Here is a 25,687-nt window from a genome sequence, read left to right as displayed (position 1 = left end):
CCTCGCGTCGCGCAGACACACACCGTGCAGGGGGTTGTCGATGTACAACTGGTCCGTCCAGAACCAGATCGTCGCGTTCGTGGACTCGCTGAGGCCCTACGCCGACGAGATCCGAGCCGACTACTGGCACGCGTTGTACGCCTTCGCCGACCAGCAGAGCGCCCTGCTCACCATGCTCGGATACCCGCCGGTTCCCTGACGTCCCGTGGGTGAGCGGCGGACGGTTCCGCAGACCCCGGTTGCGTCGGCGCCCGTCCGGTAGCGCACCATCGAAGCATGACGGTCGATCCAGCAACCGCTGCCCCCCTCGAGTCACCGGCGGACGTCCGGCCACGCCGGGGCCTCGTCGCGTTGCTCGTGCTCGACGGTGCGCTGTGCGCCCTGTTGTCGGTCTTCTACCTGGGCCTGTACATCGCCGGGATGCCCTTCCCGATCACCATCCTGCTGGCCGGACTCGCGAACCTGCTCCTGGTGGTGGCCGTCCGCGCCGAGACCGGCTCCCTGCGCAGCGCGACCCTGCCGCTGGTCGCGTGGGCCGTCGTCTTCCTCGTCTGTCTGGCGGGAGGGCCGGGCGGCGATCAACTCGCGCTCGGCGATTGGCGGACCCTGCTGCTGCCGGTGGCGGCGCTCGTCCCGGCCGGCGGCTACCTGTTCTCGGCGCGTATCAAGGAGATCACTCGGGCGGTGGGAGCGGCTCGCGCGGTAGGAGCGACGCAGCCCGAGCCGCGTCCCTGAGCACGTCGGTCACCATCTCCTGCGTCAGCCGGCCGGTGAAGGTGTTCTGCTGGCTGACGTGATAGCAGCCGAACAGATGCAACGGGTGCTCGCGCGCCTCGGTCGGAGACAGCAGCGCGTGCGCGCCGTGCCCGAACTTCGGGCGGGGAACGGGAATCGTCCACCCCGCGGCCGACAGGACGGGCAGTAGCGCCTGCCATCCGAAACCGCCGAGGACGACGACCGCGCGCAGCGTGGGGGAGAGCAGGTCGAGCTCCTGTTCCAGCCAGTGCCGGCAGGTGTCGCGTTCGACGACGGTGGGGCGATTCGCCGGCGGTGCGCAGTGCACCGGGGACGTGATGCGCGTGCCGAACAGTTCGAGGCCGTCGCCGATGTGCGTCGCGGTCGGCTGCGACGCCAGACCCGCGTCGTACAGGGCCGCGTACAGCACGTCGCCCGACCGGTCGCCGGTGAACATCCGTCCCGTGCGGTTCCCGCCGTGCGCGGCGGGCGCAAGCCCGACGATCAGCAGGGACGCATCGGCAGGACCGAAACCCGGGACGGGCCGGCCCCAGTACTCCTCGTCGCGGAAGGCTGCTCGTTTCTCCCGCGCGACCTGCTCGCGCCATGCGACCAGCCGCGGACACGCGCGGCAGTCGACGAGCACATCGTCGAGTTCGGCCAGCGTCGCAGGAGGGGCGCCGTGCAGGGGTCCCCGTCCCGAGGGAGGGATCATGTCTTCATCCATGCTTCTCCCATACCCGGTGTGACCTCCTGAACCAGAGCCCACGCCTCGTCCATCGGGATGTCGATCACCTCGTAACGGCCCGCGCCCGCCGGGGTCGCCGCGACGACGGTCGCGAGGCCGGCCCGTCGCTGGAAGAATGTCTGCCTCACCGTCCATCCGATCACACCCTTCGCATCGAGGCAGATGCGTTGCCGGTCGATCGAGCCGCTGCGGGCCACGAGATGTCCGTCGACGACGGTATGACCGAGACCCCGGTACCGGTCCTGCGCCAGCGCGCACGCCCCCGCGACCAGCAGCACGATCACCGTGACGATCACCGGCAGGGGCACGTGCCGCCCGGTGACGGTGAGGGCGACGAGCCCCGCGACCACCACGACACCCACCGGCCACAACGTCCGCGTGTAGCGGCGACGACGGGCACGGGGACCGTGGCTGCGCAGCGGCGCATCGAGTGGTAACCGCTCGGTGAGCACCTCGGCCGCGACCCGTCGGACCTCCCCGTCGGGCGCCGGCGGCAGGACCAGCGACGAACCACCCTGCTGCGCCGTCCTGCCCGTCATGACGGCGTCGAGCCGCGCGGCACCGACCAGTCGCAGTGCCAATGGTTCGTGCAGTGCGACACCGCGCAGCCGCGCCCGGTCGAGAGTGGTGTGACGGGTCGTGAGCAGGCCGTGCGCGATGCGCAGGACCCGGTCGTCGTCGGTCACCCGCAGGTCGCCGTAGACCATCAGGTAGCGCACACACGCCGCCGGACTGGCGACGAGCACGACCACCAGGACGAGGATCACCAGTGCGACCAGCAGTCCCAGATCCTCCGCGGCCTCGACCGCGCGGCGGACGACCTGCGACTCGGCGATCCACCGGCCGAGCCCGAACTGGAAGGCGGCACCGGTAATCGCCGCGACGGCCAGCAATCCCGTCGTGGAGAAGGGGGCGTAGCGCACCCAACCCGGATCGAAGCGCGCCAGCTGCCGCTCGGTGGGGGCCGCGGACGTCGGTGCCGGCTCGGACGGTTCGGCGCCCCGCTCCCCGCCGGTCAGGAGTACGGCACGCAGCTCGGGGACGGCGGCGATCGGGAGGCCGTCGAGTTCGAACCGGTTGCGGTCGGCTCCTCCGCCCTGTCCGGTACCGATCTTCACGACGGCCAGGCCGAGAACGCGGTGCAGGAGGCGTTGTTCGACGTCCACCGAGCGGATGCGGCTGCGGGGGATCGACAACTCGCGTCGCTGCAGCAGTCCGCGGCGGAGTTCGACGTGCACGGGCCCGACACGGTAGGTGGTGGTGAACCAGCGCGACAGCCCGACCAGCACCAGCACCCCTGTCGCTGCGAGTCCCCACCCGGGATTTCCGCTGGTGGTGCCGATGACGAACGATCCGGCGAGCACGGGCAGCAGGCGCAGGATCTCCTCGATCGGATGGATCAGCAACATCCTGCGGTCCAGGCGCGACCACGGCACCTGCTCGTCCGTCTCGGCCGCGGGCACGGCGGTGTCGTTCATGTCGCGTCCGTCCGGTAGCGGGTCGCGAGCGCGGTCAGGTGGGCGACGGTCTCGTCGGCGACGCGGCTGTCGAGTCCGACGATCTCCACCGCACCCGCCGCGGACGCGGTGGTGACGGTGACGGTGGTCAGATCGAGCCAGCGGTCGAGCGGGCCCCGTTCGGTGTCGACGGTCTGGATCCGGGAGATCGGCGCGATGCGGTGTTCCTGCGTCCACCAGCCCGACCGCGTGTAGACCGCCGTGTCGTCCATCTCCCAGCGATGGACACGGAAACGCCACGCCGGCACCACCGCGACGTGCAGTCCGCCGAGGACGATCGTCGCTGCTGCCGCGGCGATGTGCCATCCGGCGCCTCCGGGTGCGACGATCACCCACACGACCTGCGCGACGACGAGCGGAATCCACATCAGTGCCGCGCTCACGGCCCAGAGCACACGCGCCTTCGGGCTCGGCCGCCACGAGGGTTCCCGCATGACCACACTCGCCTCCGGCCGCGCCCCGTCGACCGCCACCTCGTCGTCCTCCACCCATGCCTCCTGCTCCGCCGGGACCGGTGTCCGGTTCCACGCTAGGCTGGGATCCGTAGAACCCGGCCGGACTCGCCCCGATCCGACGAGTGCGGATCGCCCGTTCAGAAGAGGAGATCGCCATGACAGAGTCGAATGCGCTCGGCATCGAGATCCAGTCCGACAACGATTCCGAGGCCGACCGGCTCGAGCAGGCCACTCCCGTCTACGACGATCCTGCCGACGATCTGCCCTCGGACGTGCCGCTGGAGGCCGACCCCGCCGACACCTACGAGCAGAACCGCGAGGTCCCCGCGGACGACGACTACCCGCACGAATAGACCCCGAGGTGGCATGGGGGTGCACGCAGGCGCATGATCGGGCGCATGACCGATTCCGCAGACGACATCCCGCAGTCCGCGATGCTCCCGACCCCCACCGTGCGCCCCGGTGCCGCGTCCCGCTCCACGGTGACACCGTCGGGAATGCGTCGTGCGCTGCGCCGGGCACGCGACGGGGTCGCTCTGAACGTCGACGAAGCGGCGGTCCTGCTGCAGGCGCGGGGCGCCGATCTCGAGGATCTCTGCGCGTCGGCGGCGCGGGTGCGCGACGCCGGGCTGCTCGCCCAGGGACGTCCCGGCTCGGTCACCTATTCGCGGAAGGTGTTCGTGCCCATCACCCGGTTGTGCCGGGATCGATGCCATTACTGCACCTTCGTCACGGTCCCCGGCAAGCTCCGCGCCGAGGGGCGCGGCATGTACCTCGAACCCGACGAGATCCTCGAGATCGCCCGTCAAGGAGCCGAACTGGGGTGCAAGGAGGCCTTGTTCACGCTCGGCGACCGGCCCGAGGACCGGTGGCCCGAAGCGAAGCAGTGGCTCGACGAGCGTGGATACGACTCCACCCTCGACTACGTGCGGGCGATGGCGATCCGCGTCCTCGAGGAGACCGGCCTGCTGCCGCACCTCAACCCCGGGGTGATGAGCTGGGCCGAGATCTCCCGGTTGAAGCCGGTCGCCCCCTCGATGGGCATGATGCTCGAGACCACCTCCGAACGGTTGTTCGCCGAGAAGGGGCAGTGCCACTACGGCAGCCCCGACAAGGAGCCGGCGGTGCGGCTGCGCGTGCTCACCGATGCGGGACGTCTCGCGGTGCCGTTCACCACGGGGATCCTCGTCGGGATCGGTGAGGACTTCACCGAGCGCGCCGAATCGATCCACGCGATCCGCAAGTCGCACAAAGCTTTCGGTCATATCCAGGAAGTGATCGTCCAGAACTTTCGTGCCAAGGACGACACCGCGATGCGCGAGCACGACGACGCGGAGCTCGACGAGTTCCTCGCCGCGATCGCCGTCGCGCGGCTCGTCCTCGGGCCGGGCATGCGTATCCAGGCACCGCCGAACCTCGTGTCGCCGGACGAGTGCCGCGCGCTGCTCGGGGCGGGCGTCGACGACTGGGGCGGTGTCTCGCCGTTGACCCCCGACCACGTCAACCCCGAGCGGCCCTGGCCCGGTCTCGACACCCTCGCGCGCCTGAGCGCCGAGGCCGGCTTCGAACTCACCGAACGGATCGCCGCCCAGCCGCAGTACGTGCTGGCCGGCCAGCCGTGGATCGATCCACGCATCACCGCCCACGTACACGCCCTCGCCGACCCGGCCACGGGCCTGGCGCGCGAGGTGATCCCGTCCGGACTGCCCTGGCAGGAACCCGACGTCGACTGGGAGTCGTCGGGGCGGGTCGACCTCAACTCCGAGATCGACGTGACCGGACGCAACACCGAGCACCGGTCGGATCTGGGGAGTGCCTTCGGCGACTGGGAGACCGTCCGTGAACAGGTGCTCGAGCTCGGTGCCTCCGCGCCGGTGCGGCTCGACAGCGACGTGCTCTCGGCGCTGCGCTCGGCGGAGCGCGATCCGGGCGGCTGCTCCGACGCGGAGTACACGGCCCTCGCCGACGCCGACGGGGCCGGTCTCGAAGCGCTCGTGGCACTCGCCGACCAGTTGCGGCGCGATACCGTCGGCGACGACGTCACCTACGTCGTCAACCGGAACATCAACTTCACCAACATCTGCTACACCGGCTGCCGGTTCTGTGCGTTCGCGCAGCGCAAGGGCGACGCCGACGCGTTCACCCTCTCGGCGAGCGAAGTCGCCGACCGGGCGTGGGAGGCCCACGTCGCCGGTGCCACCGAGGTGTGCATGCAGGGCGGTATCGATCCGGAACTTCCGGTGACCGGTTACGCCGATCTGGTCCGCGCAGTCAAGGCGCGGGTGCCGTCGATGCACGTCCACGCGTTCTCGCCGATGGAGATCGTCAACGGTGTCGCGCGCAGCGGCACCTCGATCCGCGAGTGGCTCACCGAACTGCGTGCGGCCGGACTCGACACCATCCCGGGCACCGCCGCCGAGATCCTCGACGACGAGGTTCGGTGGGTGCTCACCAAGGGCAAACTCCCGACGGCCGAGTGGATCGAGGTGGTGACCACCGCACACGAAGTGGGTCTGCGCTCGAGTTCGACGATGATGTACGGGCACGTCGACCAGCCGCACCACTGGGTGGGTCATCTGAACGTGATCCGCGGGATCCAGGACCGCACAGGTGGGTTCACCGAGTTCGTGTTGCTGCCCTTCGTCCACCAGTCGTCGCCGCTGTATCTGGCCGGCGCGTCGCGCCCCGGCCCGACCATGCGCGACAACCGTGCCGCGCACGCGCTCGCCCGGGTCATGCTGCACGGCCGGATCGACAACATCCAGACCAGCTGGGTCAAGCTGGGTGTCGCGGGCACGCGGGCCATGCTCGAAGGCGGGGCCAACGACCTCGGTGGCACCCTGATGGAGGAGACCATCTCGCGCATGGCCGGATCGCAGCACGGTTCGGAGAAGACCGTCGCCGAACTCGTCGCGATCGCCGAGGGTATCGGCCGGCCCGCCCGTCAGCGGACCACGGCGTACACGCCCGCGGAGATCCCGTCGACCTCGCGCTGACCTCGGGTCACGACTCCGGGCGTGGTAGGGGACCCTTACTCCGAAGCGTTGCGGAGGGTCGGGGGATACTGGAGGACCGTGGGCGTCGAGAACGCTCCTTCGGCGAGGCCGCGCAGGTCGGCGGGCTGACAGAGAGGCAGGGAGAACAGCAGTGACGTACACGATTGCGGAACCGTGCGTGGACGTGTTGGACAAGGCATGCATCGAGGAATGCCCCGTCGACTGCATCTACGAGGGCGGTCGCATGCTGTACATCCACCCCGACGAGTGCGTCGACTGCGGTGCGTGCGAGCCCGTGTGCCCCGTCGAAGCGATCTTCTACGAGGACGACGTTCCGGACGAGTGGTCCGATTACGTCAAGGCCAACGTCGACTTCTTCGACGATCTCGGCTCGCCCGGTGGCGCCGCGAAGCTCGGCAAGGTCGACTACGACCCGCCGTTCGTCAAGAACCTCCCTCCCATGGGCGAAGAGTGACGAACGGACCGGTGGAACTGTCGTGAGCACGCGTGTCCGCCGTTCGGTGGCGAAGAACCTGCCGGACTTCCCCTGGGATTCCCTGACCGACGCGAAGGCGAAGGCCGCGGCGCATCCCGAGGGCATCGTCAACCTGTCGGTGGGCACACCGGTCGACCCGGTCGCTCCCGTGATCCGGGAGGCGCTCGTCTCCGTCGCCGAGGAGCCCGGCTACCCGACCACGCACGGCACCGCCGAACTGCGGCGGGCGGCCGTGGGTGCGCTCGAGCGCCGCTACGGCATCACCGGTCTGGACGACGCCGCGATCCTGCCGGCGATCGGTACCAAGGAGATGATCGCCTGGCTGCCGTCGCTGTTCGGTCTCGGCGCCGACGATCTCGTCGTCATCCCCGAACTGGCGTACCCGACCTACGAGGTGGGCGGCCTGCTCGCCGGCACCCGCATCATCCGCGCCGACGGACTGACCCGCCTCGGACCCGAAGTGGCGTCGCTGGTCTTCGTGAACTCGCCGTCGAACCCCACCGGCAAGGTGCTCGGTCCCGACCACCTGCGCAAGGTCGTCGACTGGGCGCGTAGCCGCGACGCGATCGTCGTCTCCGACGAGTGCTATCTCGGTCTCACCTGGGAGGGTGAGGCCCTGTCGATCCTGCACCCGAGCGTGTGCGGGGGCGACCACACCAACCTCCTCGCGGTGCACTCGCTGTCGAAGACCTCGAATCTCGCGAGTTACCGGGCCGGTTTCGTCACCGGCGACGCCGACCTCGTCGCCGACCTGCTCGAGGTCCGCAAGCACGCCGGCATGATGCTGCCGCTGCCGATCCAGGCCGCGATGACCGCGGCACTGAACGACGACGAGCACGAGAACGCGCAGCGCGAAAAGTACCGCACGCGTCGCGAGGTGCTCCTCGAGGCCGTGCGCGGCGCCGGCTTCACCGTCGACCACTCGGAGGCGGGCCTGTACCTGTGGGCGACGCGCGGTGAGGAATGCCGCGCGACCGTCGACTGGTTCGCCGAACGAGGAATCCTCGTGGCGCCCGGCGAGTTCTACGGTCCCGGCGGTGTCCTGCACGTCCGGATCGCGCTGACCGCCACCGACGACGACATCGCCGCGGCCGCTGCCCGGTTGCGCTGATCGAGCGCGGTCACCCCTCTCGACCCGACGCCCGGCGGGCAGGTCGCCGGTAGATTGGCCCCGTGAGTTCGTCCGGTGAGGATCCGCTGCTGTGGGTGCTCTACGTCGCCGTCGTGGCGATCACCGCGGTGAGTGCGTCGCGTTCCTGGTCCGGGAGTGCCGCGCACGCGAGGGCCCGATCGTTCTGGTGGCCTCCGCCGGTCGCGGCCACGATCCTGTGGTCGGTGGTCGCGGTGATGTCGCTGGCCCGGCTGATCTTCCCGGAACTGCTCGACCTCTTCAGGCGGCAACCCGTCCGCACCCGCGATGCGGGGGAGTGGTGGCGCGTCCTCGCCGCCGGTCTGGTCGAGGACGGCGGAGTGCTCCTCACCGTGGTGAACCTCGTGCTGCTCGCGGTGGTCTCCGTCGCGATCGTGCGGGTGTGGGGGTGGTACCGGGCGATCGGGTTGTTCGTGGTCGGTCAGCTGCTGTGGGGATTGTTCACCACCTTCGTCTTCCCGTCCGACGGCGCGGGAACGACCGGCGCGACGCTCGCGTCGGCCGCGACCCTCGCGGGACTCTGGCCGGTCGTCGGGGCGACGCGCCCGCTGCTCGTCGCCTCCGCGGCGACCTTCGTTCTCGGCGTGGTGCTCGTGGTCGCGGGCGACGCGCACGGCGTGGCGATCCTGATCGGGATGCTGCTGGGCGCGGTCCTGGCCACTGTGCTTCCCCCGCCGCGCCTCACGCGGGCATCGGTGTCGGCGACGCGCGGCGACGTCCGCACCTGACCGCCCCGATGGGAGTGCGGCGCGATATGGGATCGTGGCTGCTGTGTCTGCACTGCTTCGTTCGCTGAACCCGCTGGCCGTCGCGCGCGGCGACGATCTCCCGGACGCCGTTCGTATCGACGGTCACACCTTCTCCCGCAGCGATCTGCTCGGCGCGGCGACCGCGGTCGCCGCGCGGGTGGCACGGGCCGATCGGGTGGCCGTGCTCGCCACTCCCGGCGCGGCCACCGTCGTCGCCGTGACGGGCGCTCTGCTCGCCGGGACGACCGTGGTGCCGGTGCCTCCGGATTCGGGGCCGGCCGAACTCGCACACATCCTGACCGATTCGGGCGCACAGGCCTGGCTCGGTCCGGCCCCCGAGGTGCAGCATCCCGACGTCCCGGAACTGCCGGTACTGCCGGTCCGGTTGCACGCCCGCGACTGGCATCATCTGCCGGAGCCGAACCCGTCGCGAATCGCCTTCGTGCTCTACACCTCCGGTACCACCGGTGCCCCGAAGGGCGTGCTCCTGAGCCGGCGTGCGATCGCCGCCGGCATCGACGCGCTCGCCGAGGCGTGGGCCTGGACCGAGCGCGACACGCTCGTGCACGGACTTCCGCTGTTCCACGTGCACGGACTCGTGCTCGGAGTGGTGGGTGCGCTGCGCGTCGGCAGCCGACTGATCCATACCGGCCGGCCGACGCCGAAGGCCTACGCGGAAGCGCGGGGTTCCCTGTACTTCGGGGTGCCGACAGTGTGGACGCGCGTCGTCGAGGACGAGGAATCCGCCCGCGCGCTGAGCGGTGCGCGACTGCTCGTCTCGGGCAGCGCACCGCTGCCGGTGCCGGTCTTCGAACGACTGCGTGAGCTCACGGGCCTCGTCCCGATCGAGCGGTACGGTATGAGCGAGACGATGCTGACCCTCAGCACGCGGGTCGACGGCGAGCGCCGCCCCGGCTGGGTCGGTACGCCCGTGGCCGGTGTGGAGACACGGTTGCGCGACGAGCAGGGCCGCGACGTGCCCCACGACGGGGAGAGCATCGGTGTCCTGCAGGTACGCGGGCCGATGCTGTTCGACGGTTACCTGAACCGACCCGAGGCCACCGCGGCGGCGTGGACCGAGGACGGATGGTTCGTCACCGGTGATGTGGCGGTCGTCGACGAGGACGGATTCCACCGCATCGTGGGCCGGGAGTCGACCGATCTGATCAAGACGGGCGGGTTCCGGGTGGGCGCGGGAGAGATCGAGACGGTCCTGCTCGGGCACCCTGCCGTGCGGGAGGCGGCCGTGGTGGGGCTGCCCGACGAGGATCTCGGTCAGCGGATCGTCGCGTTCGTGGTGCCCGCGGCCGGCGGTCCGGAGGCCGACGAGGAAGAGCTGATAAACCTTGTCGCGCAACAACTGTCCGTCCACAAGCGGCCCCGGGAGGTGCGCCTGGTGAGCGACCTTCCGCGCAATGCGATGGGCAAGGTGCAGAAGAAGAAACTGGGCTGAGAAATCCGGCGGGTGATCGTCGGCAGGTAGGTTCCTGTAACCGGGATGGCGTGGAAAATCGGCCACAGGGGTTGCATGTGTCACACTCCGAGGCGGATTCTCTACTGCACCGTATGTAGATCTACTCACTTCGATGGGGGTTCGAGGGATGTCTGTAACGGATCAGGTCCGGGTGCCCGGGCGCGATCGTCGGGGGGACGGTGATCACGCCCCGCTGTTCCTGGTGGACGGCAAACCCGCGTCCGTTCCGCTGCGCGATCTGCCGGCGGTGGCTCGCAAACTCGTGGCGCATTTCGCCGACAACGTGGCTCCGTGTTCGCTCCGGCCGGGGGAATCGCTGCGCGGCGACGTCACCGAGGTCACCGTGCGCTGCCTGCGCATCGCGATCCATCTCCTCGATTCGGGAGAACTGCCGTCCGACGCCGAACTCGCCGACCTGCGCAGCAGCGCCGCCCAATGGGCCCGCGCAGGATTCCGGCTCGAATACATGCTCCGGATCTATCACGAAGGCATCAGGCTCGGCTGGGAACTGGTCACCGATCGGGCTCGGGAGGGCGATGTCTCCTCCGTTGCCGATGCGTCCCGCCTGTGGATGGCCCTGCTCGAGAAGGTCACCGTCGCCGCCACCACCGGTTTCGTCGCCGAACTCGACGCGATCCGGCGCGAACGCGACGTCGCCGCGCAAGAGCTGGTCACTGCCCTGCTCAGCGGGCAGGACGCCGCGACGGTCGCGCAACGCTCGGGTCTCGTGCTCGCCGACACCTACACCGTGCTGGCGGTCTCGCTCACCCGTCATCCCGACGAGCGCAATCCGCATGTGCGGCCCGAGGTCGTCGCGCGTCGGACCCTGCGCCGGGTCGAGACCGAACTCGAAGCGATCTGCGAGGGCCGCCACCTCGCGATGCTCGGCCCCGAGGGCGGCACCGTCCTGTTGCCCGAGTCGCCCTCGACCGAGGCGATCGAGGAGTTCCGGCAACGCATCGAGACCGTCGCGGGTGTGTCCGTCACGATCGCTCTCGTCCACGCGCCCGTCCGGGAAGTACCCATCGCGGCGAAGCAGGCCCACGAACTGCTCGATCTCGCGCGACGGCTCGGGCGCCCCGTCGGTGCCTACGGCATGCAGGATCTCGCCCTCGAATACCAGCTCACCCGCCCCGGACCGGCGCGCCGGCATCTCGCGCGCGTGCTCGATCCGCTCGACGAATCACCCGAACTCGTCGAGACGCTGGAAACACACATCGCACACGACCTCAGCCGGCAGCTCACGGCCAAGACCCTGCACGTCCATGCGAACACGGTCGACTACCGGCTCAAGCGGGTCGCGCAGCTCACCGGTTTCGATCCCACCCGGCCCTCGGGGCTGCGGCAACTGCAGGCGGCACTGACCGCTCGGCGACTCGAACAGGAGAGCTCCGAACAGGGCTGACATCGCGCCGGATTCGGCTTCCCGCGGCGTCTCGGTCGATATCATCGGTCTCGGGCGACCGAGGGGGCGTCACCCGGAGTGAGCGCGAGGGGGCCGGCGCATGGCGAGGGAGTCCGAACCGTCCGATCCGGATCCGCCGGTCCGTCGTGGCGGGAAGCGCGAAGGTGCACGGCCGGGCAGGCGCCGGATGCGCCGGCTCGTCGTCCCCGCGATCCTCGTCCTCGCAGCAGGCTCGATCGCCTTCCTCGTCGTGGAGGAAGGACGCGACTGCGACGTGGTCGAGCGGTACACGGTGGCGGTGTCCTCCGATCTCGCCCCGGTGATCGGGGAGATCGCGCCCCCGGCGTGTGCCGAGTTCGAGGTCGTGGAACAGGAGCCGGGCGAGGTATCGGCGCGGATCGCGGCGGACGATGCCCCGGACCTGTGGATTCCGGCGGGTGGCTGGTGGGCGTCGTGGGCGGGAACGAACGCCTCGGGGCCGGTGCGCACGGTGTCGACACCCCTCGCCACGACGCCGCTCGTGCTCGCAGGTGAACCGGGCGGCGTCGAACCGGTGCCCGACTGGCAGAGCGCTCTGTCCTCACCCGATCTCGTCTTCGGCAATCCGCTGCGGTCCGGTCCCGCCGCGGGGGCCATCCGCGCCGTGCTGGCCGAAGCCGCCGGTGATCCCGTCGCGATCGGAACGGTCCGTCCGGTCATGGCACCGCTGGCCGAACGTGAGCTGGCCCGCGACGAGGAGGCGCCCGCCGGTTCGGAACTGCTCGAAAACGTCGTCTCGGACGGTGGGAAGGTCGTGAGCACCGAACAGCAGGTGGACACCTATCGCCGTGTCCACGAGCGGGATCTCGGTACCGCGGTACCCGGAACGGGCACCCCACTCGTCGACTATCCATTGGTCGTGACGGCGCGCGGTGAGCGATACGACAGGGTGGCCTACGCCGCGACCCTGCTGATCGACGCGTTGCACACACCCGAAGGGCTCGACAGGTTGGCTCGGTACGGGTTCCGGGACGGGAACGGTCGGGTGCTCCCCGGCGACCGTGGTGTGGGACCCGTTCCCGTGCTGGAGCTCCAGGACGAGAGCGTCGCGGAAGAGGCGATGAACGTGTGGGCCCTGCAGGCGCTTCCCGTACGCACCGTCTTCGCGGTGGACGTGTCCGCATCGATGAACCGGAATCTCGGCGACGAGAGCCGGATCGAACTGGTACGGCGCGCCGCGCTGGCTGCCAACGACGTCCTCCCGGGGAGTGTCTCGGCCGGCCTGTGGTTGTTCGGCGGGGGAGCAGGTGGCGCCGAATACGTCGAGGCGGCACCGATACGACGCTTCGATTCGGTCGTCGAGGGCCGGACACACCGCGATCGACTCACCGCACTCGTGGCACAGATGGCCGGAACGGCCGACGAGAGCACAGCGCTCTACGACACGATCCTCGCGGCCTTCCGGTACGTGCAGGACAGTTACGACCTGCGAGCAGCCAACAGTGTCGTCGTGGTGACCGACGGGGCCGACGAGGGGTCGCGGATCTCGAAGGGCGAACTGCTCGCCACCCTCGCCGGTGAGAACGAGCCGCCGGTCCGGGTCGTGACGATCGGACTCGGCGAGGACGTCGATTCCGTGGCGCTCGAACAGATCGCGGAGGCGACCGGAGGAACGAGTTACCGGACGAGCGACCCGCTCGACATCACCGATCTCGTGGTCGCGGCGCTGGCCGATCGGACGGGTGGCTGAGGGCCGCCCGGTCGTGGGTGCGGTGCCAGATCAGTCCGAGCACAGTGATGATCAGGAACAGCACGAAGGTCGAGGCGAGCTGAACCCTCGCTGCACTATCGGACAACATCAGCGCGATGAAACCGATGAGCATCGCCAGGGTGAACCAGCTGAGATAGGGGAACAGCCACATACGCAGGCGCAGGGTGCCCTCCTGTTCGAACCTGCGACGCAAGCGCAGATGCGAGACGACGATGAACAGCCAGATTGCGATCAGCGCCGATCCGACCGCGTTGAGGAGGATCCCGAGGATCGTGTCGGGCAGCAGCCAGTTGAGCCACACGCTGACGAATCCGAAGAAGACCGAGACCAGCACGGCGTTGCGGGGCACCCCGTGGTGGGTGAGCTTGCTCAGCCATGCCGGGCCGTCGCCTCCGCGCGCCAGCGAGTACGCCATCCGCGAGGTGCCGTAGACGTTGGCGTTGAACGCCGACAGCAACGCGATCACCACGACGAGTTCCATGAGCCCGGACACGTAGGGGATACCGGCGATGTCGAGCACCGACACGAACGGGGACGTCTCGCCGCTCGCCGCGGTCCACGGCAGCACGAGCACCATGATCGAGATCGAGCCGAGGTAGAAGACCGAGATCCGCCAGACCACGCTGCGCACGGCGGTGGCGATGGACCGTTCGGGGTCCTTCGATTCGGCCGCGGCGATCGTGACGATCTCGATGCCGCCGAAGGCGAAGGCCACCGCGAGCAGGCCGGCGGCGACACCGGCGATGCCGTTGGGTGCGAAGCCGTCGCCGTCGCCGAGCAGGTGGGTGGTGCCCACGGGTTCGGTTCCCGGGAGCAGGCCGAAGACGAGCAGGATGCCGATGATCAGGAAGCCGACGATGACCGCGACCTTCAGCGCCGCGAACCAGAACTCGAACTCACCGAAGTTGGCGACCTGCGCCAGGTTCACGACCGCGAAGAAGGTGACGAACCCCAGCGCGACCACCCATTGGGGTACGCCCGGTAGCCATGATTGGACGATCGCCGAGGCGCCGGTGATCTCGACACCCAGCACCATGATCAGCATGAACCAGTAGAGCCAGCCCATGCTGAATCCGGCCCACCGGCCGATGCCGATCCGCGCGTAGTGCGAGAACGATCCGCTCACCGGCAGTGCGGCACCCATCTCGCCGAGCATGCGCATCACGAAGATGATCATCACGCCGGCGAGCAGGTACGACACGATGATCGCCGGACCGGCGGCAGCGATACCCACACCGGAACCGAGGAACAGGCCCGCACCGATGGCGGACCCGAGTCCCATCATGGTCAGATGACGGACCTTCAGGCCGCTCCCGAGATGTTCGACCTCGGAAGCGGGCCGCTGGGTTTCACTCACGGTTTCTCGGTTCCGAATCTGTTGTCGCGTGCAGAGAGCTGGTCGTTGGCGCGCAGAGCTAGTCGTTGGCGTGCAGAGCCGCATTCAGTTCGACGCCGCTGCCCTTGTTCGGCACGACCTCGACCGCGCCGCTCACCGAGTTGCGCCGCAGCAGCAGGTTGGACGCGCCGCTCAGGGTCGCGGCCTTGACCACCGTGCCGTCCGGGCCGGTGACCTTGGTGCCGGCGGTGACGTACAGGCCGGCCTCGACGATGCAGTCGTCGCCGAGCGATATGCCCACACCCGCGTTCGCGCCGAGCAGGCAGCGCTTGCCGACGGAGATGACCTCCTTGCCGCCACCGGACAGGGTGCCCATGATCGAGGCGCCACCACCGATGTCGGAGCCGTCGTCGACGACGACCCCCGCGGAGATACGGCCCTCGACCATGGAGCTGCCGAGCGTGCCGGCGTTGAAGTTGACGAAGCCCTCGTGCATGACGGTGGTGCCGGAGGCGAGGTGCGCGCCGAGGCGGACCCGGTCGGCGTCGGCGATGCGGACGCCGGAGGGAACGACGTAGTCGACCAGGCGGGGGAACTTGTCCACGCCGAAGACGGTGACCGGTCCGCGGATGCGGAGGCGCGAACGCACGGTCTCGAAGTTGTCGAGCGCGCACGGGCCGTAGTTGGTCCACACGACATTCGCGAGCAGACCGAAGATGCCGTCGAGAGCGAGACCGTGCGGGCGGACGAGGCGGTGCGACAGCAGGTGCAGGCGCAGGTAGGCGTCGTGGGTGTCGACGGGAGGCTTCGACAGGTCGGCGATGTCGGTGCGCACCACGACCTGCTGGACCTCGCGCGCCTCGTCGTGACCGGCGAGGAGGGCCAGGTCGGACGGGATGTCTGTGCCCTCGAGGCGTGTCGTTCCGGTTTCGCTCGGCTCGCCGAGGGCGGGTGCCGGGTACCACGTGTCGAGGACGGTCCCGTCCTCCGTGATGTTCGCGATGCCTACTGCTGATGCTCCGTGTGCACTCACGGGTGAGAAGCGTACGCGAGCCGGTCCTGGGCCTGTGTCCCCCCTGAGAAAATCGTGTGCGGGGTCTGAGGGGCATACGCGTTTCGTATCGTGCAGGTATGCCCGTACCGCAGTTGGACCTGCACGCCGACCCCGTCGAACTGACCGCCGCGCTCGTCGACATCCCGAGTGTGTCCCGGGACGAGACGCTCATCGCCGACGCCGTGGAGGCGGCCCTGCGGGAGCAGACCGACGGCTTCGAGATCGTGCGCAACGGCAACTGTGTCCTGGCGCGGACGAACCGGGGACTCGGCAGCCGCGTGATGCTCGCCGGGCACCTCGACACCGTCCCGATCGCCGACAACGTGCCGTCGCGACGCGACGGCGACCTGCTGTGGGGATGCGGCACCTCCGACATGAAGGCCGGCGACGCCGTCTTCCTGCACCTCGCCGCGACCGTCACCGATCCCGCCCACGACCTGACGATCGTGATGTACGACTGCGAGGAGATCGCGGCGTCGTTCAACGGGCTCGGGCGGATCGAGACCGAACTGCGCGACTGGCTCGATGCGGACGTCGCGATCCTGGGCGAGCCCACTTCCGGTGAGATCGAGGCCGGTTGCCAGGGCACGCTGCGGGTGCGGATCACCACCGACGGCGTGCGGGCGCATTCGGCGCGCTCCTGGCTCGGTGACAACGCGATCCACAAGCTCGCTCCCGTGCTCGACCGTCTGTCCCGGTACGAGGCGCGGTCGGTCGACATCGACGGCTGCGTGTACCGGGAAGGACTGTCGGCCGTGCGCATCGAGGGCGGTGTCGCGGGGAACGTGGTGCCCGACGCGGCCGCGCTCGACGTGAACTTCCGGTTCGCCCCGGATCGCAGCCCCGACGACGCTCTCGCGCACGTCCGCGAGGTGTTCGACGGCCTCGCGATCTCGATGGAACTCACCGACATGTCGCCGGGCGCGTTGCCCGGACTGTCGAATCCGGCGGCGGCCGCGCTCGTCGAGGCGGCGGGTGGGAAGTTCCGGGCCAAGTACGGCTGGACCGACGTCTCGCGGTTCGCGGCGCTGGGCATTCCGGCCGTCAACTACGGCCCGGGCGATCCCAACCTGGCACACAAGCGCGACGAGCACGTCGAGATCGGACGGATCACCGAGGTGACCTCCGTTCTGCGCTCCTATCTCACGCGATAGCGTGACCGTCATGTCCGGCGACAACTCTTTCGAAGGCGGTTCCCGTCGCGAGATCGTGCAGCGGGGGCCGGTGCAGTTGCGCGGCGAGCGGGCCCGCGAGGCGACCACGATGGATCAGCGGTTGCTCGATCGCCGGGGTCCGTCCGACTGGGTGCACACCGATCCGTGGCGTGTCCTGCGGATCCAGAGCGAGTTCGTCGAGGGTTTCGGCGCCCTCGCCGAGGTGCCCCGTGCCGTGGCCGTCTTCGGTTCCGCGCGTACCCCTGCCGACCATCCGGAATACGAGATGGGCCGCAAGCTGGGAGCCGCGCTCGTCGACGCCGGGTACGCCGTCGTCACCGGTGGCGGACCGGGTGCGATGGAGGCGGCCAACCGGGGCGCGAGCGAAGCCCGGGGATTCTCGATCGGGCTCGGTATCGAGCTGCCGTTCGAGCAGAGCCTCAACGAATGGGTCGATCTCGGGCTCAACTTCCGGTACTTCTTCGCACGTAAGACGATGTTCGTGAAGTACTCGCAGGCGTTCGTGTGTCTGCCCGGGGGCTTCGGCACTCTCGACGAACTGTTCGAGGCGCTCACCCTCGTGCAGACCCACAAGATCACCCGGTTCCCGATCGTGCTGGTCGGCTCGGAGTACTGGAGCGGCCTGGTGGACTGGCTGCGCGAGACCCTGGTCCGCGACGGCAAGATCGCAGCGGGTGATCTGGATCTGCTGTTCGTCACCGACAGCGTCGAGGAGACCGTGAGCATCATCCGCGAAGCGCATCGCGGCGAGGACGAGGGCGAACTGCACGGACAGGAGAGTGGATGGTGACCGAGCCGTTGTCGGTCTGCGTGTACTGCGCGTCGGGGCCTGTCGACCCGCAGTTCCTCGAACTCGCGGCCGCGGTGGGGACCGAGATCGGCCGACGGGGCTGGCAGCTGGTCTCCGGCGGCGGCAACGTGTCGATGATGGGCGCGGTCGCCGAGGCGGCCCGCGCGGCCGGGGGGCGCACGATCGGCGTCATCCCCAAGGCGCTCGTGCACCGCGAGGTCGCGGACGTCGAGGCCGACGAGCTGATCGTCACCGAGACGATGCGCGAGCGTAAACGCATCATGGAGGACCGCGCCGATGCCTTCCTGACCCTGCCCGGCGGCATCGGAACCCTCGAGGAACTGTTCGAGACGTGGACGGCGGGGTATCTCGGTATGCACGACAAGCCGGTCGTGCTGTTCGATCCGGTGGGGCACTTCGACGGTCTGCTCACCTGGCTCGGTTCGATGGTCGACACCGGCTTCGTCGCGCGACGCGCACTCGACGGTCTCGGGGTCGCCACCGACCTCGCCGATGCGCTCGACCGATGCGCAGCGCCGTACGCAGCGGTCTGAGTTGTTCCACTTCGCCGCGCGCCTATCTACTCTTCGGTAAGTTCGGGGGACGCCGTGGGTGTCGCCCGAGCGAACCCACCCGCCCCCGACGCCGCCGTGAGGAAACCTGTCGTGACCACTCGATCCGATCGAGACAACGCCCCCGTCGTATCCCTGCCCGGACTCGTCTCGAAACTGCCCCGGATGGCTACCGATCTCCCCATCGTGCTGCGCGGAGCGGCCGGGATGACCCGGAAGCCGAGCGCCCGCGAGACGATCGGCTCGGTCTTCCAGAAACTCGCCGAGCGCCACCCCGAGCGGCCCTTCCTGCGGTTCGAGGGCGGTTCGATCGGCTACGGCGAGGCCAACGCGCGGGTCAATCGGTATGCCTCGGTGCTCGCCGATCGTGGTGTCGGCAAGGGCGACGTCGTCGGCATCCTCATGGGAAACCGGCCCGAGACACTGCTGGTCGCGCTGGCCGCGGTCAAACTCGGCGCCGCCGCCGGGATGCTCAACATCAACCAGCGCGGCGAGGTGCTCGAGCACAGCCTGTCGCTGCTCGACAGCGCCGTCCTGGTGATCGGGGAGGAGTGCGAGGAGGCCGTCGACTCCCTCGGGGACGAACCGCAGGCCCGCACCGCGCTGCGCTTCGGTGAACTGGACACCGCCGCCCGCGACGCCGACGCGTCGAATCCTGCCGTCACCGAGAGTCTCCGGGCTTCCGAGACCGCTTACTACATCTTCACCTCCGGCACGACAGGCCTGCCGAAGGCCAGCCGCATGACGCACTTCCGGTGGTTGAAGTCGATGTCGGGACTCGGCAGCCTCGGGGTGCGCCTGCGCAGCACCGACGTCCTGTACTCGTGCCTGCCGCTCTACCACAACAACGCGCTCACCGTCGCGTTGTCCTCGGTGCTCGCCGCCGGCGCCGGTTTCGCGCTCGGCCGGAAGTTCTCGGCCTCCAACTTCTGGGACGACGCGGAGCGCAACGGCGCCACCGCCTTCATCTACATCGGCGAGATCTGCCGCTACCTGCTCAACCAGCCGCAGCGGGAGGACGACGCGGACCACGGGATCCGTCTGGCCGTCGGCAACGGTCTGCGCGCCGAACTGTGGGACGAGTTCACCGAACGCTTCGGCATCGACCGCATCGCGGAGTTCTACGGGGCCAGCGAGTGCAACATCGCCTTCATCAATGCGCTCGACCAGAAGCGCACCGCCGGAATCTGCCCGCTGCCGTACGCCGTCGTCGAGTTCGACCCGGACTCCGGGCAGGCGCGGCGCGGTGACGACGGCCGGTTGACGAAGGTCGGCAAGGGCGAGGTCGGGCTGCTGCTCGCGAAGGTCACCTCCCGCGCACCCTTCGACGGATACACCGATCCGGAAGCCACCGAGAAGAAGCTGCTGCGCGACGCGTTCTCCGACGGTGACGTGTGGTTCGACACTGGCGACCTCGTCCGCAACCAGGGCTGGATGCACGTCGCCTTCGTGGACCGGCTCGGCGACACCTTCCGCTGGAAGGGCGAGAACGTCGCGACGACGCAGGTCGAGGCCGCGGTGTCGTCGCACGAGACGGTCGCCGAGGCCGTCGTCTACGGCGTGGAGGTCGAGGGAGCCGACGGTCGCGCCGGGATGGCCGCGATCACCTTGAAGGAGGGTGTCGAGCTCGATGGGGCGGCACTTGCGAAGTCACTGCACGACGCGCTGCCGGACTACGCGGTTCCGCTCTTCGTCCGCGTCGTCGACGAGCTCGAGTACACGACGACCTTCAAGAGCCGGAAGGTCGATCTGCGCAAACAGGGCCACACCGAGACCGGCGAGGACGCCGTGTACGTGCTCGCGAGTCGCAGCGAGGGGTACCGGCCGATCTTCGACGGCTTCGTCGACGGCGTCGCGAAGGGTGAATTGCCCGGTCGCTGAGCATGTCAGGATGGGATCATGAGCGGCCCCGCGACCGATGTCGACGAGCAGACCCCCGTGACCCGCCCCGGTCCGGCACCGTCCACCCTGTGCGGGCGCCCGGTCGCCACCGACCGTGCGCTCGTCATGGCGATCGTCAACCGCACGCCCGACTCGTTCTACGACCGGGGAGCGACCTTCGAGGACGACGCGGCGCTCGCAGCCGTCGACCGCGCGGTAACCGAGGGTGCCGATCTCGTGGACATCGGTGGGGTGAAGGCCGGGCCGGGCGAGGTCGTCGACAGCGACGAGGAGATCCGGCGCGTCGTGCCGTTCGTCGCCGCGATCCGTGAGCGGTACCCGGATGTGCTCATCAGCGTCGACACCTGGCGCAGCGAGGTCGCGCGTCGCGCCCTGGGTGAGGGTGCCGATCTGATCAACGACACGTGGGCGGGCGCCGATCCGGAGCTCGTCGCGGTCGCCGCCGAACTCGGGGCCGGCATCGTCTGCTCCCATACCGGTGGTGCCGTGCCGCGCACCCGGCCGCACCGCGTGAGGTACGCCGACGTCGTGGACGAGGTGGCGGCGGAGGTCGCCGCGGCCGCGGATGCCGCCGCCCGCGCCGGCGTGGCGAGCGACTCGATCCTCATCGATCCGACCCACGATTTCGGAAAGAACACCCATCACGGACTCGCTCTGTTGCGGCACGTGGACGTTCTTGTAAAAACCGGGTGGCCTGTGCTTATGGCGCTGAGCAACAAGGACTTCGTGGGGGAGACTCTGGGAGTCGAACTCGCAGACCGGTTGGAGGGCACATTGGCAGCGACAGCTTTGGCCGCAGCGGCCGGCGCACGGATGTTCCGGGTACACGAGGTGGCAGCCACACGTCGGGTGGTCGACATGGTCGCGGCGATCGCGGGCACGCGTCCGCCGGTGCGCACGGTGAGGGGGCTGGCATGAGTGCACCTGCACGCACGTGGGGCGAGGCCAACAGCTGGGACCGGCCCACCTGGGCGATCGATGAACTGATCGAGGCCAAGGCGGGCCGCACGGTGACCGTGGTGCTGCCCGCCCTCGACGAGGAGGACACCGTCGCGGGAGTGATCGACACGATCCACCCGCTGCTCGGTGGTCTCGTGGACGAACTGGTGGTTCTCGATTCGGGTTCCACCGACGAGACCGCGTCGCGGGCACGGGCGGCGGGCGCCCGCGTCCTGTCCCGGGAGGAGGCGGTACCGGGCATCGAGCCCGTCCCGGGCAAGGGCGAGGTGCTGTGGCGGTCGCTTGCCGCGACCTCCGGCGACATCATTGCCTTCGTCGACTCCGATCTGATCGATCCCGACCCGGCTTTCGTGCCGAAACTGCTCGGGCCGCTGTTGCTCGGCGACGGCGTCCACCTCGTCAAGGGTTACTACCGGCGGCCGTTGCGCACAGGGGGAGGCGAGGACGCACACGGCGGTGGCCGGGTCACCGAACTCGTCGCACGGCCGTTGCTCGCGGCGCTGCGGCCGGAGCTGACCTGTGTGCTGCAACCGCTCGGCGGTGAGTACGCCGGCACGCGGGAACTGCTCGAGTCGGTCCCGTTCGCACCCGGTTACGGAGTGGAGATCGGGTTGCTGCTCGACACCTACGACCGGTTCGGTCTCCACGCGATCGCACAGGTCAATCTCGGAGTCCGCAAGCACCGCAACCGCCCGCTGTCCGAGCTCGGGGCGATGAGCCGGCAGATCGTGGGCACGATGCTCGCGCGGTGCGGAATCGCCGACTCGGGTGCGCCGCTCACCCAGTTCCTGGTGGAGGGCGACGCGTTCGTGCCGTTCGAGACCATCGTCGATCTCACCGACCGGCCCCCGATGGTGACGGTCACCGGCTGAACCGACGGCCGGTACCCCGGCCGGTGTCGGCCGCTCGTGCCAAGATCGGAGCATGCTCACGGTTCTGCTGTACGTGCTCGTGATGGCGGGCGTCGCCGCGGTGCTGTTCTTCGTCGCGAGCGCCGTCTTCGGCCGGGGCGAGACGCTGGCACCGCTGCCTCCGGGCACCACCGTCACGGTGCTGCCCGCCACCGACGTCACCGGCACCGACATCCGCGACCTGCGGTTCCAGCAGACCGTGCGGGGTTACAAGATGAGCGAGGTCGACTGGGCGCTCGATCGTCTCGCCCGCGAGGTCGACGATCTGCGGGTCCGGCTCGCCGATGCGGAGGCGCGTGCGGCGGGAGAGTCGTCGGTCGACGGCGCCGAGGAGGACGTCGAGGCAGAGGATGTCGAGACAGAGGATGTTGCCGGGGCCGGGGCCGGAGACGTCGATGGGGAGAGCGTCACCGAACGCGCGTCGTCGGAGTCGACGGGGGAGTCACGGTGAGGCCCGACGAGCAGGGGGCCGTGATCGACACCGGCGACCGCGTGCGGTGCCCGTGGGCCGTCGACGGTCCCGGTTCGTCGCTCTACCGCGACTACCACGATTGCGAGTGGGGCCGGCCGCTGCACGGGCGCGACGAGATGTTCGAGCGGCTCTCGCTCGAGGCGTTCCAGTCGGGCCTGTCGTGGCTGACGATCCTGCGCAAGCGCGAGGCCTTCCGCGCGGCGTTCCGGGGGTTCGATGTCGATGCGGTCGCCTGTTTCACGGAGGCCGACGTCGAACGACTGCTCGCCGACGCGGGCATCGTGCGCAACCGCCGCAAGATCGAGGCGGTGATCGCCAACGCGCGGGCCGTGCTCGAATTACCCACCGCCCTCGACGACCTGTTGTGGTCGTTCGCACCGCCGCGACGCGCGCGACGGTTGCGCACGATCGAGTCGGTTCCGGCGGTGACAGCGGAGTCCACGGCGATGGCCCGTGAGCTGAAGCGTCGCGGCTTTCGATTTGTGGGCCCTACCACTGCATATGCGCTGATGCAGGCCACCGGGATGGTCGACGATCACCTGGAATCGTGCTGGGTGTCACTCGGTCCGCAGAACCCGGAAGGGTCTCTTACCCAGGAGTCAGCTACGCGCACGTATTCCGGATAGGGAAGAATGAGAGGGTGCGCGTCGCCGCGATCGGCGATGCAACCACACGGTAACCCACGCGCCCGGCGGTCGGGTGCAGATTTGGAGGGAGCAGAGGATGGCGGCCATGAAGCCCCGGACCGGGGACGGTCCCCTCGAAGCAACCAAAGAGGGACGAGGAATCGTCATGAGGGTTCCACTCGAGGGCGGCGGACGTCTGGTCGTCGAGCTCACGCCGGAAGAGGCTGCGGCACTCGGCGACGAACTCAAGAGTGTCACCAGCTGATCGGCCCCTCTCAGGGCACTCCGGGCCCCGCGCTCCTCGGCGCGCGGGGCCCGGTGTCGTCCTGAGAAGACGATCGGAGGCGCGATGCTCGCCGATGTGATCGACCTTCTCGCGTGCCCACACTGCGAGTCCGCGCTCGACCTCGACGACAACGTCGTGGTGTGCGATCGCGGGCACAGCTTCGACGTCGCGCGCCAGGGTTACGTGTCGCTGCTCGCCGGGGGTTCGACACCCTTCACCGGCGACACCGCCGAGATGATCGCCGCCCGCGCCGATTTCCTCGGGGCCGGGCACTACGACCCGATCCGTGATGCGGTGGCCGACGTGTGCGTCGAATCGACGGACGACACGGTTGCGGCAATCCTCGAGGTGGGTGCCGGAACAGGTCGGTACCTCGCGAGCGTGCTCGACGCGATACCGGCGGCGCGCGGCATCGGACTCGACGTCTCCAAGCCCGCGGTGCGACGCATCGCCCGCAGTCATCCGCGGACCGGTGCGATCCTGGCCGACGCGTGGCAGCGGCTGCCCGTACGGTCGGCCTCGCTCACACACGTGCTGTCGATCTTCGCGCCCCGCAACGCGGCCGAGAGCCACCGCGTGCTCGAGCCCGGAGGGACGCTCGTCGTCGCCACGCCCACCTCGGAGCATCTGCGTGAGCTGGTCGCGCTGCCCGGCATGGTGAGCGTGGACGACAAGAAGACCGAACGGCTGTCCTCCGCGCTGTCGGGACACTTCGAGCGGGTGGGACGAACGGACGTGCGCTTCACGGCCGCCCTCCCGCGCGACGTGCTCGGTCTCGTCGCGGGGATGGGCCCGTCGGCGCACCACGTCACGTCCGAGCGGCGCGAGCAGCTGCTGGCCTCGCTGCCCGACCCGTTCGCGGTGACGGTGTCGGTCACCGTCACCGCGTGGCGACGGATCGACACGGCCGGCGAACTCAGCGCGCCGTGAGCACCTGCTGGTAGACGGCAACGGTCTGGCGGGCGATCTGCGCCCACGAGAATTCGCTGACGGCGCGGTTGCGACCGGCCCGACCCCATTCCGCGGCGCGATGGCGGTCGCTCGCCACCTCGTCGACGGCCGCGGCGAGGGCGCGCTCGTAGGTCTCGGTGTCGAAGGCGTCGTAGTGCACCAGGCGTCCGGTGACTCCGTCCTGCACGACCTCCGGGATACCGCCCACATCGGAGGCGACCACGGCGGTCTCGCAGGCCATGGCCTCGAGGTTGACGATTCCCAGCGGTTCGTACACCGAGGGGCAGACGAAAACGGTCGCCGCCGAGAGCAGTTCGCGGACCGACTCGGTGGGCAGCATCTCGCGTACCCAGTGCACCCCGTTGCGGGCGTCCTGCAGGGCCGCCACCGCGCGTTCGGTCTCCGCAGCGATCTCGGGGGTGTCGGGGGCGCCGGCGCACAGGACGAGCTGGATGTCCGGATCGAGGTGGTGTGCCGCGGCGATCAGGTGCCCGACGCCCTTCTGCCGGGTGATGCGGCCGACGAACACGGCGATCGGGCGGTCCGGGTCGAGACCGAGCCGGGCGACCGCGGATTCGTGACCGGGGGCGGCCGGACCCGGATGCCAGACGGTGGTGTCGATCCCGTTACGCACCACGTGGACCCGTGCGGGGTCGACGAAGGGGTACGCGTCGAGCACGTCGAGGCGCATCCCGTCGCTGACGGCGATGACGGCGTCGGCGTACCGGACGGCGTTGCGTTCGGACCAGGAGGAAATGCGGTAGCCGCCTCCGAGCTGCTCGGCCTTCCACGGCCGTCGCGGCTCGAGGGAGTGCGCGGTGAGGATGTGCGGAACGTCGTGGAGTTCGGCGGCGAGATGTCCGGCCAGGCCCGTGTACCAGGTGTGGGAGTGCACCACGTCGACGCCGGAGGCAGCATGCGCCATGCGCAACCCGGCGGACAGGGTCGTCAGAGCGGGATTGGCGTCGCGGAGCGCCGGGTCGGGGGAATGCACGAACGCGGTGTCGCGCGGTGCGCCCGTGCAGTGCACGTCGACCTCGACCAGTCGGCGCAGTCGGTCGACGAGTTCGGTGACGTGGACCCCGGCCCCGCCGTACACCTCAGGCGGATATTCCCGCGTCATCATTGCCACCCTCACCGCCTCAAACTAGCGGGCCGCGCGGGTTCCGGCCACCCG

At 69.5% G+C, this 25,687-nt stretch carries 26 protein-coding genes; 20 read left to right on the top strand and 6 right to left on the bottom strand.

Annotated features, from left to right (window positions below):
* Positions 1-40: 40 nt before the first annotated feature.
* Both EQ874_RS22935 and EQ874_RS18320 read left to right on the top strand, forming a co-directional pair.
* The gene (locus tag EQ874_RS22935) at positions 41-199 is read left to right on the top strand and encodes a hypothetical protein (protein ID WP_016933234.1); all 159 of its coding nucleotides are present in this window, start codon (positions 41-43) and stop codon (positions 197-199) included.
* Positions 200-276: 77 nt separating this feature from the next.
* Positions 277-735, top strand: a complete 459-nt coding sequence (locus EQ874_RS18320; protein ID WP_064062285.1) for a hypothetical protein — start codon at positions 277-279, stop codon at positions 733-735.
* Here the strand turns inward: EQ874_RS18320 and EQ874_RS18315 are convergent.
* The 3 genes from EQ874_RS18315 to EQ874_RS18305 are packed head-to-tail and all read right to left on the bottom strand — an operon-like array spanning position 674 to position 3,434.
* Entirely contained in the window at positions 674-1,450 is a 777-nt protein-coding gene (locus EQ874_RS18315) for a uracil-DNA glycosylase (RefSeq protein WP_064062286.1), read from the bottom strand. The genes EQ874_RS18320 and EQ874_RS18315 overlap by 62 nt on opposite strands.
* Complete coding sequence (locus EQ874_RS18310; protein WP_129977667.1) at positions 1,447-2,961, bottom strand: PH domain-containing protein; 1,515 nt, start codon at positions 2,959-2,961, stop codon at positions 1,447-1,449. Before EQ874_RS18310 ends, EQ874_RS18315 begins: the two co-directional genes overlap by 4 nt.
* The gene (locus EQ874_RS18305) at positions 2,958-3,434 is read right to left on the bottom strand and encodes a PH domain-containing protein (protein ID WP_242496807.1); all 477 of its coding nucleotides are present in this window, start codon (positions 3,432-3,434) and stop codon (positions 2,958-2,960) included. Before EQ874_RS18305 ends, EQ874_RS18310 begins: the two co-directional genes overlap by 4 nt.
* Positions 3,435-3,610: 176 nt before the next feature.
* Here EQ874_RS18305 and EQ874_RS18300 point away from each other — a divergent pair, with 176 nt between their 5' ends.
* The 8 genes from EQ874_RS18300 (at position 3,611) to EQ874_RS18265 (ending at position 13,454) form a co-directional block, all read left to right on the top strand.
* Positions 3,611-3,808 (top strand): hypothetical protein, encoded by a 198-nt coding sequence (locus tag EQ874_RS18300; protein ID WP_026003084.1) that lies wholly within the window; start codon positions 3,611-3,613, stop codon positions 3,806-3,808.
* A 45-nt stretch (positions 3,809-3,853) separates the two neighbouring features.
* Positions 3,854-6,451, top strand: a complete 2,598-nt coding sequence (locus EQ874_RS18295) for a bifunctional FO biosynthesis protein CofGH (protein WP_129977665.1) — start codon at positions 3,854-3,856, stop codon at positions 6,449-6,451.
* A 151-nt stretch (positions 6,452-6,602) separates the two neighbouring features.
* Positions 6,603-6,926 carry a ferredoxin gene (gene fdxA / locus EQ874_RS18290; protein WP_064062289.1) on the top strand — a complete coding sequence of 108 codons (324 nt, stop codon included), beginning with the start codon at positions 6,603-6,605 and terminating at the stop codon, positions 6,924-6,926.
* 22 nt (positions 6,927-6,948) lie between these two features.
* A complete protein-coding gene (dapC, locus tag EQ874_RS18285; protein ID WP_242496799.1) occupies positions 6,949-8,058 on the top strand; it encodes a succinyldiaminopimelate transaminase in 1,110 nt (369 codons plus the stop codon).
* Between the two features lie 62 nt (positions 8,059-8,120).
* Entirely contained in the window at positions 8,121-8,825 is a 705-nt protein-coding gene (locus EQ874_RS18280) for a rhomboid family intramembrane serine protease (RefSeq protein WP_129977664.1), read from the top strand.
* Between the two features lie 43 nt (positions 8,826-8,868).
* Complete coding sequence (locus tag EQ874_RS18275; protein WP_129977663.1) at positions 8,869-10,299, top strand: acyl-CoA synthetase; 1,431 nt, start codon at positions 8,869-8,871, stop codon at positions 10,297-10,299.
* A gap of 172 nt (positions 10,300-10,471) precedes the next feature.
* Positions 10,472-11,725 (top strand): helix-turn-helix domain-containing protein, encoded by a 1,254-nt coding sequence (locus EQ874_RS18270; protein WP_064064436.1) that lies wholly within the window; start codon positions 10,472-10,474, stop codon positions 11,723-11,725.
* A gap of 100 nt (positions 11,726-11,825) precedes the next feature.
* A complete protein-coding gene (locus tag EQ874_RS18265) occupies positions 11,826-13,454 on the top strand; it encodes a substrate-binding and VWA domain-containing protein (RefSeq protein WP_129977662.1) in 1,629 nt (542 codons plus the stop codon).
* Here EQ874_RS18265 and EQ874_RS18260 read toward each other — a convergent pair.
* Positions 13,408-14,757, bottom strand: coding sequence for an amino acid permease (locus tag EQ874_RS18260; RefSeq protein ID WP_242496806.1), 1,350 nt, complete (start codon positions 14,755-14,757; stop codon positions 13,408-13,410). The genes EQ874_RS18265 and EQ874_RS18260 overlap by 47 nt on opposite strands.
* Before the next feature lie 133 nt (positions 14,758-14,890).
* The gene (gene dapD, locus EQ874_RS18255; protein ID WP_016932057.1) at positions 14,891-15,844 is read right to left on the bottom strand and encodes a 2,3,4,5-tetrahydropyridine-2,6-dicarboxylate N-succinyltransferase; all 954 of its coding nucleotides are present in this window, start codon (positions 15,842-15,844) and stop codon (positions 14,891-14,893) included.
* Positions 15,845-15,942: 98 nt separating this feature from the next.
* Between dapD and dapE the strand changes: the two genes are divergently transcribed.
* From dapE to EQ874_RS18205, 10 genes are all read left to right on the top strand, one after another.
* The gene (gene dapE, locus EQ874_RS18250) at positions 15,943-17,019 is read left to right on the top strand and encodes a succinyl-diaminopimelate desuccinylase (protein ID WP_064064433.1); all 1,077 of its coding nucleotides are present in this window, start codon (positions 15,943-15,945) and stop codon (positions 17,017-17,019) included.
* Between the two features lie 10 nt (positions 17,020-17,029).
* A complete protein-coding gene (locus EQ874_RS18245) occupies positions 17,030-17,830 on the top strand; it encodes a TIGR00730 family Rossman fold protein (protein WP_026002823.1) in 801 nt (266 codons plus the stop codon).
* Positions 17,824-18,384, top strand: a complete 561-nt coding sequence (locus tag EQ874_RS18240; RefSeq protein WP_129977660.1) for a TIGR00730 family Rossman fold protein — start codon at positions 17,824-17,826, stop codon at positions 18,382-18,384. Before EQ874_RS18245 ends, EQ874_RS18240 begins: the two co-directional genes overlap by 7 nt.
* A 111-nt stretch (positions 18,385-18,495) precedes the next feature.
* Complete coding sequence (locus tag EQ874_RS18235) at positions 18,496-20,283, top strand: long-chain-acyl-CoA synthetase (protein WP_277986191.1); 1,788 nt, start codon at positions 18,496-18,498, stop codon at positions 20,281-20,283.
* An 18-nt stretch (positions 20,284-20,301) separates the two neighbouring features.
* Complete coding sequence (folP, locus tag EQ874_RS18230) at positions 20,302-21,222, top strand: dihydropteroate synthase (RefSeq protein ID WP_064064430.1); 921 nt, start codon at positions 20,302-20,304, stop codon at positions 21,220-21,222.
* Positions 21,219-22,136 carry a glucosyl-3-phosphoglycerate synthase gene (locus tag EQ874_RS18225; protein ID WP_064064429.1) on the top strand — a complete coding sequence of 306 codons (918 nt, stop codon included), beginning with the start codon at positions 21,219-21,221 and terminating at the stop codon, positions 22,134-22,136. The genes folP and EQ874_RS18225 overlap by 4 nt, the downstream gene beginning before the upstream one ends.
* A 52-nt stretch (positions 22,137-22,188) precedes the next feature.
* Positions 22,189-22,626: a DivIVA domain-containing protein gene (locus EQ874_RS18220; protein WP_129977659.1), complete on the top strand. Its 438-nt coding sequence runs from the start codon at positions 22,189-22,191 to the stop codon at positions 22,624-22,626.
* A 23-nt stretch (positions 22,627-22,649) separates the two neighbouring features.
* Entirely contained in the window at positions 22,650-23,273 is a 624-nt protein-coding gene (locus EQ874_RS18215; RefSeq protein ID WP_129977707.1) for a DNA-3-methyladenine glycosylase I, read from the top strand.
* A gap of 97 nt (positions 23,274-23,370) precedes the next feature.
* Positions 23,371-23,538, top strand: a complete 168-nt coding sequence (locus EQ874_RS18210; RefSeq protein WP_006554284.1) for a DUF3117 domain-containing protein — start codon at positions 23,371-23,373, stop codon at positions 23,536-23,538.
* 84 nt (positions 23,539-23,622) lie between these two features.
* The gene (locus EQ874_RS18205) at positions 23,623-24,489 is read left to right on the top strand and encodes a putative RNA methyltransferase (RefSeq protein WP_129977658.1); all 867 of its coding nucleotides are present in this window, start codon (positions 23,623-23,625) and stop codon (positions 24,487-24,489) included.
* Here EQ874_RS18205 and glgA read toward each other — a convergent pair.
* The gene (glgA, locus tag EQ874_RS18200; RefSeq protein ID WP_064064426.1) at positions 24,476-25,648 is read right to left on the bottom strand and encodes a glycogen synthase; all 1,173 of its coding nucleotides are present in this window, start codon (positions 25,646-25,648) and stop codon (positions 24,476-24,478) included. The genes EQ874_RS18205 and glgA overlap by 14 nt on opposite strands.
* Positions 25,649-25,687 lie beyond the last annotated feature (39 nt).

The organism is Rhodococcus sp. Q1, assembly GCF_004153645.1.
In the GTDB taxonomy this organism is placed as follows: domain Bacteria; phylum Actinomycetota; class Actinomycetes; order Mycobacteriales; family Mycobacteriaceae; genus Rhodococcus; species Rhodococcus gordoniae.
Note: the sequence above shows the minus strand (reverse complement) of the source record. Positions and strands in the feature narration are given on the sequence as shown.

Bases quoted from the DNA above. Each gene is read 5' to 3' on its own strand.
- EQ874_RS18300 (WP_026003084.1), top strand. From the start codon at position 3,611: ATGACAGAGTCGAATGCGCTCGGCATCGAGATCCAGTCCGACAACGAT.
- EQ874_RS18240 (WP_129977660.1), top strand. From the start codon at position 17,824: ATGGTGACCGAGCCGTTGTCGGTCTGCGTGTACTGCGCGTCGGGGCCT.
- dapE (WP_064064433.1), top strand. From the start codon at position 15,943: ATGCCCGTACCGCAGTTGGACCTGCACGCCGACCCCGTCGAACTGACC.
- EQ874_RS18295 (WP_129977665.1), top strand. From the start codon at position 3,854: ATGACCGATTCCGCAGACGACATCCCGCAGTCCGCGATGCTCCCGACC.
- EQ874_RS18245 (WP_026002823.1), top strand. From the start codon at position 17,030: ATGTCCGGCGACAACTCTTTCGAAGGCGGTTCCCGTCGCGAGATCGTG.
- EQ874_RS22935 (WP_016933234.1), top strand. From the start codon at position 41: ATGTACAACTGGTCCGTCCAGAACCAGATCGTCGCGTTCGTGGACTCG.
- EQ874_RS18205 (WP_129977658.1), top strand. From the start codon at position 23,623: ATGCTCGCCGATGTGATCGACCTTCTCGCGTGCCCACACTGCGAGTCC.
- folP (WP_064064430.1), top strand. From the start codon at position 20,302: ATGAGCGGCCCCGCGACCGATGTCGACGAGCAGACCCCCGTGACCCGC.
- EQ874_RS18260 (WP_242496806.1), bottom strand. From the start codon at position 14,757: ATGGGACTCGGGTCCGCCATCGGTGCGGGCCTGTTCCTCGGTTCCGGT.
- EQ874_RS18220 (WP_129977659.1), top strand. From the start codon at position 22,189: ATGCTCACGGTTCTGCTGTACGTGCTCGTGATGGCGGGCGTCGCCGCG.
- EQ874_RS18225 (WP_064064429.1), top strand. From the start codon at position 21,219: ATGAGTGCACCTGCACGCACGTGGGGCGAGGCCAACAGCTGGGACCGG.
- EQ874_RS18210 (WP_006554284.1), top strand. From the start codon at position 23,371: ATGGCGGCCATGAAGCCCCGGACCGGGGACGGTCCCCTCGAAGCAACC.
- EQ874_RS18305 (WP_242496807.1), bottom strand. From the start codon at position 3,434: ATGCGGGAACCCTCGTGGCGGCCGAGCCCGAAGGCGCGTGTGCTCTGG.
- EQ874_RS18265 (WP_129977662.1), top strand. From the start codon at position 11,826: ATGGCGAGGGAGTCCGAACCGTCCGATCCGGATCCGCCGGTCCGTCGT.
- EQ874_RS18310 (WP_129977667.1), bottom strand. From the start codon at position 2,961: ATGAACGACACCGCCGTGCCCGCGGCCGAGACGGACGAGCAGGTGCCG.
- EQ874_RS18320 (WP_064062285.1), top strand. From the start codon at position 277: ATGACGGTCGATCCAGCAACCGCTGCCCCCCTCGAGTCACCGGCGGAC.
- EQ874_RS18315 (WP_064062286.1), bottom strand. From the start codon at position 1,450: ATGATCCCTCCCTCGGGACGGGGACCCCTGCACGGCGCCCCTCCTGCG.